Annotated in this window: 12 protein-coding genes; 7 read left to right on the top strand and 5 right to left on the bottom strand. The window is 46.8% G+C overall.

The features are described from left to right. Positions 1–25 precede the first annotated feature (25 nt). The 6 genes from CYPRO_RS05780 to CYPRO_RS05755 all read left to right on the top strand — a co-directional run bounded on the left by CYPRO_RS05780 (position 26) and on the right by CYPRO_RS05755 (position 7,385). Positions 26–1,831 carry a carbamoyltransferase family protein gene (locus tag CYPRO_RS05780; RefSeq protein WP_114983703.1) on the top strand — a complete coding sequence of 602 codons (1,806 nt, stop codon included), beginning with the start codon at positions 26–28 and terminating at the stop codon, positions 1,829–1,831. Further along, on the top strand, positions 1,824–2,270 hold the full coding sequence (locus tag CYPRO_RS05775; RefSeq protein WP_114983702.1) for an SxtJ family membrane protein: 447 nt from the start codon (positions 1,824–1,826) through the stop codon (positions 2,268–2,270). Before CYPRO_RS05780 ends, CYPRO_RS05775 begins: the two co-directional genes overlap by 8 nt. 12 nt (positions 2,271–2,282) lie before the next feature. Then, positions 2,283–2,786 (top strand): NUDIX domain-containing protein, encoded by a 504-nt coding sequence (locus CYPRO_RS05770; protein WP_124245538.1) that lies wholly within the window; start codon positions 2,283–2,285, stop codon positions 2,784–2,786. 43 nt (positions 2,787–2,829) lie between these two features. Further along, positions 2,830–4,113 (top strand): hypothetical protein, encoded by a 1,284-nt coding sequence (locus CYPRO_RS05765; RefSeq protein WP_114983700.1) that lies wholly within the window; start codon positions 2,830–2,832, stop codon positions 4,111–4,113. Positions 4,114–4,347: 234 nt separating this feature from the next. Beyond that, positions 4,348–6,303 carry a polysaccharide biosynthesis protein gene (locus CYPRO_RS05760; protein WP_114983699.1) on the top strand — a complete coding sequence of 652 codons (1,956 nt, stop codon included), beginning with the start codon at positions 4,348–4,350 and terminating at the stop codon, positions 6,301–6,303. Positions 6,304–6,326: 23 nt separating this feature from the next. Further along, complete coding sequence (locus CYPRO_RS05755) at positions 6,327–7,385, top strand: NAD-dependent epimerase (protein ID WP_114983698.1); 1,059 nt, start codon at positions 6,327–6,329, stop codon at positions 7,383–7,385. A 66-nt stretch (positions 7,386–7,451) separates the two neighbouring features. Here the strand turns inward: CYPRO_RS05755 and CYPRO_RS05750 are convergent, their stop codons facing one another. Both CYPRO_RS05750 and CYPRO_RS05745 read right to left on the bottom strand, forming a co-directional pair. Continuing rightward, positions 7,452–8,036 carry a hypothetical protein gene (locus tag CYPRO_RS05750; RefSeq protein WP_124245537.1) on the bottom strand — a complete coding sequence of 195 codons (585 nt, stop codon included), beginning with the start codon at positions 8,034–8,036 and terminating at the stop codon, positions 7,452–7,454. A 42-nt stretch (positions 8,037–8,078) separates the two neighbouring features. Further along, positions 8,079–9,449: an aldehyde dehydrogenase family protein gene (locus CYPRO_RS05745; protein WP_114983696.1), complete on the bottom strand. Its 1,371-nt coding sequence runs from the start codon at positions 9,447–9,449 to the stop codon at positions 8,079–8,081. A 130-nt stretch (positions 9,450–9,579) separates the two neighbouring features. Between CYPRO_RS05745 and CYPRO_RS05740 the strand changes: the two genes are divergently transcribed. Next, positions 9,580–10,863: an outer membrane protein gene (locus tag CYPRO_RS05740; protein ID WP_114983695.1), complete on the top strand. Its 1,284-nt coding sequence runs from the start codon at positions 9,580–9,582 to the stop codon at positions 10,861–10,863. Positions 10,864–11,023: 160 nt separating this feature from the next. Here CYPRO_RS05740 and serA read toward each other — a convergent pair whose 3' ends face one another. The 3 genes from serA to purF form a co-directional block, all read right to left on the bottom strand. Further along, positions 11,024–12,616, bottom strand: coding sequence for a phosphoglycerate dehydrogenase (gene serA, locus CYPRO_RS05735; RefSeq protein ID WP_114983694.1), 1,593 nt, complete (start codon positions 12,614–12,616; stop codon positions 11,024–11,026). A 90-nt stretch (positions 12,617–12,706) separates the two neighbouring features. Then, entirely contained in the window at positions 12,707–13,357 is a 651-nt protein-coding gene (yihA, locus tag CYPRO_RS05730) for a ribosome biogenesis GTP-binding protein YihA/YsxC (RefSeq protein ID WP_114983693.1), read from the bottom strand. Between the two features lie 13 nt (positions 13,358–13,370). Next, entirely contained in the window at positions 13,371–14,870 is a 1,500-nt protein-coding gene (purF, locus tag CYPRO_RS05725) for an amidophosphoribosyltransferase (RefSeq protein ID WP_114983692.1), read from the bottom strand. Positions 14,871–15,468: the final 598 nt, after the last annotated feature.

Raw genomic sequence — 15,468 nt, 5'->3', positions numbered from 1 at the left:
TTTCTAAAAACATTTCCTCCTATTCATGGTTATTCTTGGCATCTCATGCTACTATCACGATTCTGCAGCCGCTTTGCTGCGTGATGGCGTCCTGATAGCTGCTGCGCAGGAGGAGCGTTTTACCCGAAAAAAGCATGATCCGGGCTTCCCGCACAATGCCATTCAATACTGCCTCAAAGAGGCCCGCATTACCCTTAAAGAAGTAGACGCTGTTGCCTTCTACGATAAGCCTTTTCTCAAATTTGAGCGGATTTTAGAAACCTACCTTGCATTTGTACCGAAGGGGATTCTGAGTGCGTGGAAAGCCCTGCCCCTCTGGATTCGCGAAAAGCTGTGGATATCTGACCGCATCCGGACGGAATTGAAATATGAGGGCAAGCTGCTGTTTTCTGAGCACCATGAGTCGCATGCGGCTTCCGCTTTTTTCCCGTCTCCGTTTACCAAAGCGGGGGTTCTCACGATGGATGGCGTAGGCGAGTGGGCCACAAGCTCTATCGGTTCGGGGGAAGGGAACCGCGTAAAACTGCTCAAAGAGCTTAATTTCCCGCACTCCCTCGGTCTGCTTTATTCGGCTTTCACCTACTTTACCGGTTTTCGGGTTAACTCCGGTGAGTATAAACTCATGGGGCTCGCGCCCTACGGTGAACCTGTTTACGCGCAACAGATTTTCGATGAGCTGATGGACTTACGCGCTGACGGATCCTTCCGGCTCAATATGGATTATTTCGACTACGGCGCCGGGCTTAAAATGACCTCTAAAAAGTTTGCAAAGCTCTTTGGCGGTCCGGCACGAAAGCCCGAAACTCAAATCGGAAAACGAGAGATGGATCTCGCGGCTTCGATACAGGTGGTAACCGAAGAAATTATGCTGCGCATGGCAAAGCATACGGTCACGCTTTCCGGCAGCCGGAACCTGTGTCTCGCCGGCGGTGTAGCCCTCAACTGTGTAGGAAACGGAAAACTGTTGCGCAGCGGAGTGATCGATGATCTCTGGATTCAGCCTGCCGCGGGTGATGCAGGGGGCGCAGTTGGCGCGGCCTACGTGGCGCACTATCATTACTATGCGCAACAGCGCCCTAACCCTGTGGGCGACGCCATGCAGGGCAGTTATCTGGGGCCGGCTTTTTCGGATGAAGACATCAATATGTTTGCCGAATCCAACGGCTACCGGTATCGCCGCATGCCTGAAGAACAACTCATCGAAGCCACAGCCGAAGCACTTGCAGCCGGCGAGGTTGTAGGATGGTTTCAGGGACGAATGGAATTTGGTCCCCGCGCCTTAGGCAACCGCTCCATTTTGGGCGACCCGAGATCGGAAGTCATGCAAAAAAACCTCAATCTGAAAATCAAGTACCGCGAGAGCTTTCGTCCGTTTGCACCAAGCGTACTCCGGGAACAGGTCTCCGAGTGGTTCAGCCTCGACCGCGAAAGTCCCTACATGCTGCTGGTCGCGCATGTAACGGAAAACCATTTGCGCAAAACCGCGCCGGAAACACGCGGCTTCGACAAGCTTTACGAACAGCGCTCCGATATCCCGGCTGTAACACACGTCGATAACTCCGCACGGATTCAAACGGTTGACGGGCAGTGGAACCCCCGCTACCATGCGCTAATCAGTGCATTTCATCAAAAAACAGATTGCCCGGTACTTATCAATACCAGTTTCAATGTACGCGGTGAACCCATTGTCTGCACACCGGAAGACGCCTGGCGCTGTTTCATGCGCACGAAAATGGACCGCCTTGTGATGGGATCGCTGGTTTTTCTCAAAAAAGATCAGGAAAAGCAAGCTGAATCAGACGAATGGAAGGAGGAGTTTGTCCTTGACTAAACCAACTTTTATTGGTGGCCTGCTGCAGGAAATCGAGTTCAGCCGCAAGAAAATACGCGATTTTGGTCTGGTGATGCTCTTCATCCCCGGGCTTCTCATTCCGGCTGTGCTGAGCTGGCTCGCAGACTGGAGCATTACGTCAGCCGCAGCGATTTTCGCCCTGACAGGGATTTTCCTGTTTGTATTCACCCTGGTCAGACCGATGGCTCTTAAGGGCGTTTATAAAGGCTGGATGCTGCTGGCCCTGCTGCTGGCCCTGCTGACAACCAAAATCACGATCAGTCTGGTTTATTTTTTGGTGATGACCCCCATCGGCCTGTATAGACGGTATCAAAATGATGACCCTATTTCCATGAAAGCTGATTCTCAGAAGGAGAGCTACTGGGTTGATCGCAAGGAGCAAAGGCCAACCCCGGAATCGTATGAAAAACAATACTAATTAAGCACTACCTTGAAATCAGGATCTGACGCTCATCCATCTGCTGAAACTGTTAGCTGTACTCCCCGGCTTATTGATGTGTACCCGTATCGAATGAGCACGGCGGGCATCGAATTTTTGCTGATGCGACGCGCCAAAGGAAAGCTCTATGAAGGGCAGTGGCGAATGGTTGGTGGAAAGGTCAAACCTGCCGAAACAGCAGCAATGGCAGCTTTTCGGGAGCTGGATGAAGAAACCGGATTAATTCCCACGCTTTTTTGGTGCGTACCGTCTTTAAATGCTTATTTTGATTTCAAGGCAAATACGGTTCATCACATAGCTGTATTTGCATGCTGCTGCGAGACCAATGCAGTACCGTTACTCAACTATGAGCACGATCAGTATGATTGGTTTACTGCAGACAAAGCAGCTTTAAAAACCCGGTGGCCGGAGCAGCAGCGCCTGATTCAACTCATCACACGCATTCTTCAATCACAGACGCCCCTCCCCCCTGAATGGGTACTTTCACATTCCTGATTGGTTTGTTCAGATCACCAATATTGCTAAGAAAACTTCCCGCATGAATAAGCGCCCCGCCGTTTCCGTCAGCCTTTTTTTCAAGACAAGCGCATTATATTTCACAGCTTGCTTTTTTCTCATAAGCGGGTTTATGCTGTATGCCGGCTTTTTCAACGCGGCACAGGCGCAATCTTTTTCTGAAAAACCTTACGAACTTCGCTTTGCACCCGATTTATGGTACAATGATGTAGATGGCATCCGTGTGGGAATCCGGATGAGGGGGCAGGTGCCGGGTACTTTCGATGACGGTCCGCATCGCCTTGATTCCGGTTTATGGCTCGGTACATGGCTTCCTTCAAGCCCTGTATCTTATTATGTGAAATATACCAATCCTATTCCGTCCATTTCCGGATTCAACAGTGAGGGCAGCTACAGCTTACTCAGCAGCATCAGAACAGGGTTCCACCGGCACGGAGCCGGATTCGACAAAAGGTGGCAGCCGGGTTTCAATGAGGATGAATTCACGCAGCTTGCAGTCTTCGGGGGTGTTTACCGGCATTTTGATTCAGAATACCTGGTATTTCCGGCGCTATGGCAGGATGAATGGACGCCCTACCTGTCACTTACTGCAGAACGTCAGCAACTGACTCATGCCGGCTTCCTGTACTACCGTGCTGCCGCTGTTTCCGGATTAACAGGCGGCAAAGAATTCTTTACAGGCCTGCAGGCTGAAGTACGAAAAAGTGTTGAGTTGGGCAGCCGTCTGAACCTGAGACTGCGCGCTACCGGAGGCGTACTTGCAGGTGACTCACCGCCCGAGCAACGTTACATCGCGTCACAAGCCGCCGCTTTTCACTGGATGAACTCCGGATTCTTCAGGGCCAAAGGAACCATACCTGTGCCCTGGTTGGAGTCTGGAGCCTTTCAGCTTACCGGGAACGGACCCAACCTGAGGGGATACGCAAGAAGAGATGCCAAACAGGCGGGAAACGGTACCCATTTCTTTTACGACGCTTACACCGCCTTCAATGCCGAAATCGATTACCCAAATCCAATTGATCTGCTTTTTGAGCGGATTCCCATTCTTGGAGATTTTTTAAGACTACGCTCTTACCTTTTTACGGATGTATTCAGCGGTTCCGTTTACGACAGCGACAGTACCGAAAACCTGGCAGACGCCGGTGCCGGCTTTGCCCTGTCATTGAATATCCCGGATCAGCTGGGCCGCCCCCGCGGATTTATCCTGCGGTTCGACGCACCGGTATGGCTTTCAGAACCCGATGAGGATGATAGCGCATTTAAGCTGAGGGGTGTTGTTAGCTTTGGCGCTGTTATTGGGTTTTAAAGCAGTTACAAAAAATAGTTACTTTGAGTTACCTTCCATCTTACTCGATTATCACCTATAAAAAGAGCACATATAAAGACCCTTTTTAATTCAAACCGTGCAACTTCAGGGTTTAAGGCAATGTAAAAGGGGTCTTCCGTTTAAATAGTTGACACCCTTAAGCTGGTAAATTATGCTTAAATTACGTTCATATACCATTTCTAATGGTTCTTTATTTCATTATCCAAACTGCGCATGAAAGAAGCCCTTACCAAGTTATTATCTAAAGAGAATCTTAAGGCAGACCTGTTTATTGGGATCAGGAAACGGTATTTCATTAAGGTCGGCTTAGACCTGTTTCTTTTCCTCCTGTGTGCTCCGATTGCAGTTTTTATTCGGATGGGTCATATTGACGCATGGGAATTGTTATTGATTTACACTGGCGTTGCTACCTTATCCAAGCTGATATCAATCTACCTGATAAAAATTTACAGGCAGTCGTGGCATAATGTCTCGGTATTCGACCTTTTTCAGGTTTTGAGCGTTGGGTTGCTATCCGGTCTGATTACTTTTGCTGCTGTAATCGTCATGCGGCAGGTATCCGTTTATGCTGTGCCCTTTGGAGTTGTTTTTATTGATGTTGTGCTTTCTGTTTTAGCACTCGGGGCTTTTCGAATGTTAGCCAGAGTTGTTAGCGAGAGGGTCGTTTTAATCAACAGCAAACAATCTGAAAAAGGCAAGCGTGTCCTAATCATCGGTGCAGGCAGTGCAGGCACAACCATGGCCAAAGAGCTAAGAAAAGCACCTGAGGTCAACATGCAACCGGTTGGCTTTTTGGATGATGATGAAGCGAAGATCAAACAAACTTTTGTTGGCCTGAGGGTATTCGGAACAACTGAGGTTATTGATCAGGTCGTAAAAGAACAGCGCATTGATATGGTACTTATCGCGATCCCGTCCAACCCGGATGCTGTTCGCGAGATCCTGAAAAAAACATCAAATCTCAAAGTTAAGCACCGGATTTTGCCCCGCTTAACAGATCTTGCAGATGAGAATGTATCCATATCCCAAATACGCGAGGTAGATGTCGAAGACCTATTACAGCGGGAGCCTGTAAACCTGAATACAGATGAAATTGCTAATTATGTTAGTGATAAAACGGTACTCGTTACCGGTGCAGGAGGGTCAATAGGTTCAGAAATTGTACGACAGGTCTGCCGGTTTTCACCGGCTCATATTTTACTGATTGGCCGTGGGGAGAACAGCATTTACCAGCTGCAGCTTGAGCTCAACAGGTCATACAGCAACATCAAATACTCAGCCTACATCACAGATGTACGCGACAGGGAATCGCTTAAGCGCATATTCGAAACGCACAAACCGGATATTCTTTTCCATGCAGCTGCGCATAAGCACGTCCCGCTCATGGAAGATAACCCTGAGCAGGCTGTCTTTAACAACATCATGGGTACAAAAAACCTTGTTGAACTGGCCCTTGATTATAATGTAGAGCGATTTGTAAATGTATCGACAGATAAGGCTGTCAACCCAACATCTGTAATGGGCGCTTCCAAACGTGTTGCAGAGTATGTGGTGGAATGGGGATCAACAAAAGCCCGGGATACCCAGATTTTCGTATCTGTTCGCTTCGGCAACGTACTCGGCAGTCGAGGCAGTGTTATACCGATTTTCAAAGATCAGATTCAGAGCGGGGGACCGGTCACGGTTACCCATCCGGATATGAACCGGTATTTTATGACCATTCCGGAGGCTTCACAGCTTGTTCTTCAGGCAGGAGGTATGGAGCATAATGGTGCGGTATATGTTCTCGACATGGGCAAACCCGTAAAAATATCTGATCTCGCACGCGATCTCATACAACTCTCAGGTCTCGTTCCTGGCAAGGATATTGTTATCAAGTTTACCGGCATGCGTCCCGGCGAAAAGCTGTTCGAAGAGTTGCTAACCGCAGAAGAGGGAACGGAGAGTTCGAAATACAAGAAAATTATGATTTCGAGAAAAAGTAAGGTTGGTATAAACAACCTCGATGAGATGCTCGGAAAAATTTTTGCTGCGGCTGCGCAAGGTGACGGAACGGCCATCAGGAAATGCTTTTACGAAATGATACCGAACTATTCCGGCTATGCAGGTAATGGAAGCCCTGACGAGACCAACACCGGTCAGGATCTTCATTCCGCGAAATTAAACTAAACTCTAACTAAATAAATCACCTTATGAAAGTAATGATAACCGGTACGGCCGGTTTCATCGGGTTCCATCTTGTTAAGCTACTTATTCAGGATGGACACGAAGTTGTAGGTATAGATAGCATTAACGACTACTACGACATCAATCTAAAGTATGACAGGCTAAAGGAGACCGGAATTGATAAAGAAGCTATTCAGGAGGGGACAGCTGTTCAAAGCACCACCTTGTCCGGATATCGTTTTGTAAAACTTGGCCTGGAAGACAAAGAAGGTATTTTGGAGCTGTTCAAAAAAGAGCGCTTTGATGTTGTTGTCAATCTTGCAGCACAGGCAGGCGTGCGATACAGTCTGATCAATCCGCATACCTATATCGATGCGAATATTACCGGCTTCCTCAATATACTTGAGGGTTGCAGACATTATCCTGTTAAACACTTGATTTACGCTTCTTCAAGTTCAGTGTACGGTGCCAATACAAAAATGCCGTTTTCTGTCAACCACAATGTTGATCACCCGGTAAGTCTGTACGCAACCTCCAAAAAAGCTAACGAACTGATGGCGCATACCTACGCCAATCTGTTCAACATACCTTCAACCGGACTTCGCTTTTTCACCGTTTACGGCCCATGGGGACGTCCTGACATGGCGCTGTTCCTGTTTACTAAAGCCATTACAGAAAACAAACCTATTGATGTCTTCAATCACGGGGAGATGATGCGTGACTTCACCTATATTGACGACATTGTGGAAAGTATTCGCAGACTTGTACCTAAACCACCGGTAGCGAGTACAAGCTGGTCCGGCGACAATCCCGACCCTGCCACAAGTTTCGCTCCCTATCAGATCTTCAATATCGGCAACAGTAACCCCGTTAAGCTGATGGATTTCGTAAAGGAAATTGAAAAGAATCTTGGCAGGGAAGCAGAAAAGAACATGATGGACATTCAACCAGGCGATGTACCTAAAACATGGGCTGACGTTGAAGCATTGTTTGATTACACCGATTACCGGCCCAAGTACACTATAAAAGAAGGCATCAAAAATTTTATCGAGTGGTACAAAGACTACTACAAAGTCTCTGTTTAGCATTTATCAGCCCAAAACGCGCACTATGCCAAAGGCGGACAGACATAAGTTTGTCCGCCTTTTTAATTATAGCAACTTATTTTTCTTAAGGATCTGTGCGATGTAGGGGTCATCTTTAGCCAGATCCTTCAGCGCCTGATGTATGTTTTCACTGTTTTTGGGTATTTCAGCCTGAAGCCTTATAAAGCTTTCATTAAGCATCTTGTTTTCTTTTTTCATCGGTTCAATAAACTTGAACGTAAGTATCAGAATAGACAGCACCGTTACCAATGAGAGAAAAAGAAGCGCAATGATGATATACCAAAATTGCTGTTCAAAGCTGCTGATGCGTAAAAAGGTATCATCGGTTCTGCGTTCAACTCCAGCTAAACGCTGTTCTACAGCTCCTGTCCGATCCAACAAACTTTCTTCAGCATTACGTATCCGGTTTTTCAGGTTGCTTTCCAGACCACTTAAGACACCGATAACCTGTTGAAATTCTGTCACTTCACCGCCAACAATGGGCGCGGGTACCGATAGTGTATCGACAGCTGCGCCGGCAGTATCTTCACGTACTTCATTAAATTCAGCGAAGATTACTTGGTGCTGCTGACCAAGTACAGGCACACTAACAATAAATAAAGCTGCAAAAAGCAGGGCAAAACGAATCATTGAAAAAATTCTGTGTGGTAGATTTACGGGGTTAAAGTTCATTCAGACCAGCTTTAATGCTGTATTTATAATTTTTCTTTTCAGGTCGGTGTAAGGCGGCCCAACCAACTCAGCACCCGACGGCCCCGGGCCACTTTCCAACACAGCCATCTCTATTGAAAATTCTCTGAAACCAAAGAACCCATGGCTGCGTCCGTGCCCGCTGCTTCCGTTGCCTCCAAAAGGAAGGTTGTTGTGGGCAAAATGACTTAAAACATCATTGATCACAAACCCGCCTGTATTAATCCGGTTACGCCAAAATCGAGCTTCTTTTGAACTTCTGCTAAAAATGTAGGCCGCAAGAGGCTTGGAATGTCGCTTCAGAAAAGGTGTAATATCATCGTCGTTTTGCCATGAAAATACAGGCAGCAACGGACCGAAAATTTCTTCTTCCATGAGCCTTAAGGAATCATGTTTTTGATTAAGCTCCAAAACAACCGGACTCATAAACTTGTCATCCGCATCAAAAAAATAAGGCAACAAATGCTTTGCACCTTTGTCAGTAGCCTCATCAAGTAATTCCTTAAGTCTCAAAAAATGCGATTGGTGAATGATTCTTCCATAACCCGAATCATCCTGACGACCAAGACAGGCCTGTGGATAAAGGGTTTGTAGTTCTGACTTGAGTAATCCGAGAAATGTATCGTAAATATTTTTATGAACGAGTAAGTAATCTGGCGCAATACAGGTTTGTCCGCAATTGGTGAATTTCCCCCACGCAACACGCCGCGCAGCTTTTTCAAGATCAGCATTTTCAGTTACTATACAAGGAGATTTCCCGCCCAATTCAAGGGTTACAGGAACAAGATTTTGCGCAGCGGCCATCATCACTTTTTTGCCAACTGCGGGGCTTCCCGTGAAAAAAATATGATCCCATGGCTGTGAGGTTAGTTCCGCGGCAACAGCTGCATCCCCTTCAACAAATGAGCAGATTTCGGAAGGCAAGCATGCTGAAACTATCTGCTTCAGAACCCTGTTTGTGTTTTTTGTAAACTCAGACGGCTTTATCGTAACTCTGTTTCCGGCAGAAATTGCATACGCAAGCGGACTAATCACCAGGTTAAACGGATAATTCCAAGGGGATAAAATCAGTACATTTCCTTTAGGCTTGTACAGTATGTACGAATCAGCTGTAAGATGCAGCAGTGATTTATTGACCTTTTTGGGCAGTACCCATGATTGCAGGTTTTTCACGATGTGTCTGAGCTCTGATATAACCGGTATAATTTCAGTAACTTCGGCTTCCTCTGAAGGTTTACCTAAATCCGCCATTAGTGCTTCAGCTACATTTGATTTCGCCGCAATAATTCGTTCTTTTAACCTATTTAATAGCTGAATGCGAACATCAGTTTCTTGCAAATTATGTAAATTCATATTTTTATTCAGTTTAAGATTATATCAACAGCAATCAGTTACACTAAATTAACCAAGAGCAGGATTTTCAAATAGCTTATGAATAGATTATATTTGACTAACCTAAGCTCGAACCTAAACTTATCATACTATGAAATCTTCAATATTCATAACTGCTTTATTAGCAATTACACTCAATTTCCCTGGGTTCATGAACGACGCTTCAGCCCAAGATTTTGACAATGAGAGACGTGCTACCCTCTCCGTTCACGGAGGTTTAACCCTTACAAATTCTGCTTTCAGAGCCGGACCTCTTGGAAGTGTTGAAGTAGACAACAAGAATAAAGCAGCCTTCGGTGCAAGTTTTGGATATGCCCTTACGCCTGCTTTGACCTTAGAAATACTTGGACAGTTTCAGCAATTCGAAAATGGCTCAAACCAAAGCTTCAACTCAATTTATGAGTCAACGGTACTTGACTTTACCTTCAGAACCAATTACAATTTAAATTACATTCTCGGTTTAAATCGGGTGTGGAGCAACTTTTCTCCCTATATCTCTTTGGGTGCAGGTATTCAGTACTATGATTTTGAACGCACCAGAAATCCAGGAACCCCAACGGCCCTAACCGCTGATGATTCAGGTGTCAATTTGGTAGGTGTGATTGGTGCAGGAGCAAACATCAGAGTTACGAACGGAATCGACTTCTTCTTGCAGTATGATTTCAGAGCGGCTCCTGATAACGCAATTTCACGCGTACTTCGCAGCAATAATGACAGAAAAACCATCACCTACGGTTCACTCTTTGGCGGTCTTCGTTTCCATTTTGGTGAGAGTGAAGCGCGTCACATGTCATGGAGACCCGCTCCAATGGATCTCTACGAAGAAGATTTCAACAGACTCATGGCCCTCCATACCCGTATGGATGACCTTGAGCGTCAGCTTGCTGCACAGGGCGATGACATGAGCAATCTCGAAGCAAGAACCTCTACACTGGAAAACCGCGCTGACGATCATGAGACTCGTATCTCTGACCTCGAAACTCAGTTTGCAGAAATGCAGGAAACCATGCGTGACCGTGAAAGAGAGCGTGAAACACGCACAACTATGACTACCGACGAACGTGGCCTCACCCAGGTTCTTGACGACGGACATTATGTCCAGGTATTTGCCGGTCTTACCCTTGCTCAGGCACAAGGCGTTCGCCAAACCTTAATTCGTGAGCTTCAGGGCGTAGTAGATAATCCTGCTCAGATGGTATTGATCACACAGCGCCGTCAGTTCTATGAAGTCCGCGTTGGTGTATTCAACCGTTTCCCTGAAACTGCAAACGTTCTGAGAACCGCTCAGTCCAGCTTTAGTGACGCTTTCGTGGTAACATTCCCGCGTCCTGCTCACTTAAGCTCACAGTATCAGGATATCAGAAGAACAAACTAAACTGTTCCCGATTAGCTATCACTGAAAAGTAATCATCCCCATTTCGAATTCGAGCTTAAGCCCTTCTGTTTTGAAACAGAAGGGCTTTTTTTGTGCATAAAAAAAGCACCCCCGCTTAGGAAACAAGGGTGCTTTTGGTTAACAGGAACAGCGCTTTCTATCAGAGCGAAATTGGCGTAAGGTATTCTACCCCATCTACGGAAGCCATTTCCTCAAGTATTGTCTTTTCAGCGGGCTTATCAATCGCAATAGCTGTGATTGCACGCATGTTTGCAGGGTTTCGCCCCAAACTAAGAGACGCAATGTTGATATCATTTTCTGCAAGCTTGGAACTGACCGCAGCAAGCATACCCGGCTTATCCACATTTTTATAGATAATCAGGTTGCCCTGCAGCTGCACTTCAATCTGAAGGCTGTTGATACCTACTACCCGGTAATCAGAATCTCCGAATACGGCGCCTGAAACGCGCGAGAAGGCTTCAGCTCCGCCAATGTGAACGGTCATGAGTTCTGAGAAGGTGCCGGAAGAGCTCTCCTTAATTTCTCTGATTTTGATGCCCTTCCCGTCTGCAAGGTAGCGTGAATTAATCAGGTTTACCGGAGCCTCATCAACCTGATGCAGGTAGCCCGCAAGAAATGCGTCGGTCAGTACTTCCGCATGTGTGCCGCACTTGCCCGTATATTCGATCGTAAGCTCTTTTACGTTCCAGCCTGCGAGCTGAATGCAGAAACGACCCAGCTGCTCAGCAAGCTTTAAGTAGGGCTGCAGCTCAGCATTTGTGGACAGCGCAATAGACTTCCCGTTAATGCTTCCTTTGAAATCCTTAAGTTCGAGCGCGTCCGCAAGCTGATGTGCGATCTGAACGGCAACCTTTTCCTGCGCCTCCTCGGTTGAAGCGCCTAAATGCGGCGTACATACTACGTGTGGATGCTCCAGCAAAGCCCGCATATCGTCTGTAGGCGGTTCAGTACTGTACACATCCAGCGCAAGTTCCGATACCGTACCATCATTCAGCATATCCAGCAAATCAGCCTCATTAAAGATTCCCCCACGGGCACAATTTACCAGCTTCACCCCCTTCTTAAGCTTGGGGGCCTGTTCTTTTGAAATCAGGTTACGGGTTTTATCTGTAAGCGGCGTATGTACGGTAATAATATCAGATGAAGCATAAAGCTCATCCATATCCACAAGCTTAATCCCAAGCTCGCGGGCACGCTCATTGGTCATGTACGGATCAAAACCGACGACATGCATGCCAAAAGCCAGCATCCGCTGCGCGACCCCTGAACCAATTTTTCCAAGACCCACAACACCCAGCGTTTTACCATGTACTTCTGTACCAAGGTACTTCTTACGGTCCCACCGCCCGGCCTTCAATGACTCTACAGCATTCGGAATATTTCTGACCAGAGAAAGAATTAAGCCGCAGGCGTGCTCAGCGGTAGAAATGGTATTGCCGTCAGGTGTATTCATGACGAGCACTCCTCGACGGGTTGCAGCCTGTATATCAATATTATCGACGCCTACGCCGGCACGGCCTACAACTTTTAACTTTGGAGCCTTGGCCAGAAGCGCTTCATCAACTTGTGTTGCGCTTCTTACGACAATTCCCGCCGCGTCTTTAATGTGTGCTTCCAGCTCAGCCGGGGTTAACTTGGCATACAACTCGCCGTTAATGCCGCGCCCGGCTAAAATTTCGGCGCTAACAGGATCTATATTATCAAGTAATAGTACTTTGGGTTTGTTACTCATAGCTTGGTTTAGGTGTTTAGAATGAAGTCTGTGCTGTCACAGATTGGAATGATGCAACTATATAAGAAAATGCCTTCACCGCAGGATTAATCAGGCTTCCGGCACGTCATCGATAAACTCAGTAATCAGATTTTCCAAATCGGTTAAGCCGTCTTTTTTCTGAGCCGAGATACTTATAACCGGTACCTCAATATTCATTTCCTCATGCAGCTCTTTCAGGGAAACAAGAGCGTCATGGTGATGCTTTTTGCCAACCTTATCTGCCTTATTAAACACATTGGCAAACGGAATCGCATTTTCAGCAAGCCAAAACATAAAATCGAGATCGCTTTCGTGCGGTTTATGGCGAATATCAAGCACAATTAACACCAAACACAGCTGCTGTCGTTTAAGCAAATACTCTGTCATGGCCTGCCCCCACCGCTGCTGTTCTTTTTTGGAAACCTTCGCGTAGCCGTAGCCGGGCAGATCAACCAGATACCAGCTGTCATTTATCCTGAAATAATTCATTTCACGCGTTTTGCCCGGCACATTGCTTGTCTTAGCCAGCTTACTCTGATTCGTAAGGGCATTTACAATAGAAGATTTCCCCACATTAGAACGGCCTGCAAGGCAAAACTCCGGAAGATTATCCTCCGGACAAAACGTAAGTTTGGGGGCTGACAACACAAATTCAGCTTTCGTGAACTGTGTTACGTAGTCCTGATTTGGCTCTTTCTCAAATCTGTTGTTCGCTTTCATAAGGGTTCTTGGTTCAGACCAGTTCGTTGGCTTCCTTACCCATCTGCGCTTCTACAGGAACAGGATATTTACCTGTAAAACAGGCGCTGCAATAATTAAGCTTGCCTTCATTGGCTTCTTTTACAGCTTCAATAAGTCCCTGTGGCGACAAGTAATGCAGGCTGTCAACACCCAGCTCACGCGCAATACGTGAAACATCCCGGTCGAATTTATTGGCAATAAGCTCATCAGGGCTCGGGAAATCCATCCCGTAAAAACACGGCTCTATTATAGGCGGCGAACTGACCAGAAAGTGTATTTCTTTTGGGTTGCACTTGCGGATCATATCAATAAGCATGCGGCTTGTAGTGCCACGCACGATAGAATCATCCACGATCAAAACGATACGATCTTCTATAACACCACGAACCGGATTGAATTTCGTCCGAACCTTAAACTGCCTGGACTCCTGCCCCGGCGCTATAAAGGTACGGCCAACATAGTGATTCCTGATCAGGCCTATTTCAAACTTACAGTCATACCCCAGCTTCCGGCTTTCGCCTGCATACCCAAGCGCGGCCGTATTGCTACTGTCCGGCACTGAAATTACAATGGGCTTTTTATCCGATTCAGACCTGATAATATCCGGAATACGGTGTTCACGCGCCAGGTGCTTGCCGATCTGCCGGCGAACCTTATCAACATTTTCACCAAAAATACGGCTGTCGGGCCGCGAGAAATAAACATATTCAAAAACACAGCCTGCCGTATCAGTTCCGGGTTTACGCGGCAGCATGTAGGAAGCGGGCTTGGCGGTTTCAATAGCTTCATCATCAATAACGAGCACTTCGCCCGGCGCAATATCGCGCACATACTCAGCACCGATGATATCAAAGGCACAGGTTTCACTTGCTACAACAAACGCGTCTCCCAGACGGCCAAGCGCAAGGGGCCGGAAACCATTGGGATCACGCACCGCAATAAGTGCGTCATCCGTTTGAATCACCAAACAGTATGCGCCTTCAATTTGCCGCAGCGCATCCATAATTTGCTCAAACTGCCCGGTCTTAAGACTGTGAGAAATCAGGTGCAGAATAAGCTCTGTGTCAGACGTACTCTGAAAAAGTATCCCCTCATTGATGAATCGCTGACGCAGCGATGGTGCATTCGTCAGATTACCATTATGCGCCAGCGCAAGATTCCCGTTCCGGTAATGCACACGAAACGGCTGAATATTCGCCGGATTTGAAGATGAGCCGGATGTCGAGTACCGGTTATGCCCGATTGCCTTGAGCCCTCGAAGCTTATCCGTAAAAATTTTCTTGTCCTCGAAGACATTCAGCACAAGGCCGAAATCTTTATGCATCGGCATCACATAATGCCCGCGCTCCTCATCAAAAACAGAACTTACAATTCCAGCGGATTCCTGACCCCTGTGCTGCAATGCATGCAGTCCGTAATAGGTCATTGCAGCGGCTTCCGGATGATTGTAAATACCAAAAATACCGCAGTAATCGCTCGGTTTATCCGACATATCTGCCCGTTAGTGTCATGTGAATATTACGAAAGTTAAATATACGGATTAATCAGACCTCTTTTTGAATTTGAAAACAAACGTCCGAAAAAACCACCTACAGTCTTCATCTGATTTATAAGCACAGCCAGCACCCCTTTATGCAAAAAAACCCAACCAATCCTGAACCAGCTGCACCGCTGATACAGGGTTTTATTTTTTTGGGGGAAACTCCGTGAACATCACGGTCTTTCGTGGCAGATCGTAAGACCCCAAACCTAAGATGAGTCCCTTGCTTTTTGGGGAAGTAGCTCAGCTATCTGCATATCAACCCGCTTTTAAAGCTGAACTTGTGCACATTAGTCCAATAGCGGGCTGACACTGAAAAATCTCAACAAAACCCATGTAATGTTAAGCCGCTCCGGGTTACAAAGTTGAGCTCTTCACATAAAACCAGCACCTCACACTAAGAGTAAAGCCCGATTTTTCGGCACGACGGCATGAAAAGCCAATTTTTATGTCAATTTTCAAAAATGACGTTTTGCGGCCTTTTCTAAGCCTGATTGGGTGCAGGTCAGGTGCAGGGAAATGTCCGGTACCCGAAAAACAAAAAAGCCGA

The sequence above is a fragment of the Cyclonatronum proteinivorum genome, assembly GCF_003353065.1.
GTDB lineage: Bacteria > Bacteroidota > Rhodothermia > Balneolales > Cyclonatronaceae > Cyclonatronum > Cyclonatronum proteinivorum.
This window is presented reverse-complemented; position numbering and strand designations above follow the sequence as displayed.

Bases quoted from the DNA above. Each gene is read 5' to 3' on its own strand.
- CYPRO_RS05780 (WP_114983703.1), top strand. From the start codon at position 26: ATGGTTATTCTTGGCATCTCATGCTACTATCACGATTCTGCAGCCGCT.
- purF (WP_114983692.1), bottom strand. From the start codon at position 14,870: ATGTCGGATAAACCGAGCGATTACTGCGGTATTTTTGGTATTTACAAT.
- CYPRO_RS05755 (WP_114983698.1), top strand. From the start codon at position 6,327: ATGAAAGTAATGATAACCGGTACGGCCGGTTTCATCGGGTTCCATCTT.
- CYPRO_RS05745 (WP_114983696.1), bottom strand. From the start codon at position 9,449: ATGAATTTACATAATTTGCAAGAAACTGATGTTCGCATTCAGCTATTA.
- CYPRO_RS05750 (WP_124245537.1), bottom strand. From the start codon at position 8,036: ATGATTCGTTTTGCCCTGCTTTTTGCAGCTTTATTTATTGTTAGTGTG.
- CYPRO_RS05740 (WP_114983695.1), top strand. From the start codon at position 9,580: ATGAAATCTTCAATATTCATAACTGCTTTATTAGCAATTACACTCAAT.
- CYPRO_RS05760 (WP_114983699.1), top strand. From the start codon at position 4,348: ATGAAAGAAGCCCTTACCAAGTTATTATCTAAAGAGAATCTTAAGGCA.
- yihA (WP_114983693.1), bottom strand. From the start codon at position 13,357: ATGAAAGCGAACAACAGATTTGAGAAAGAGCCAAATCAGGACTACGTA.
- serA (WP_114983694.1), bottom strand. From the start codon at position 12,616: ATGAGTAACAAACCCAAAGTACTATTACTTGATAATATAGATCCTGTT.
- CYPRO_RS05765 (WP_114983700.1), top strand. From the start codon at position 2,830: ATGAATAAGCGCCCCGCCGTTTCCGTCAGCCTTTTTTTCAAGACAAGC.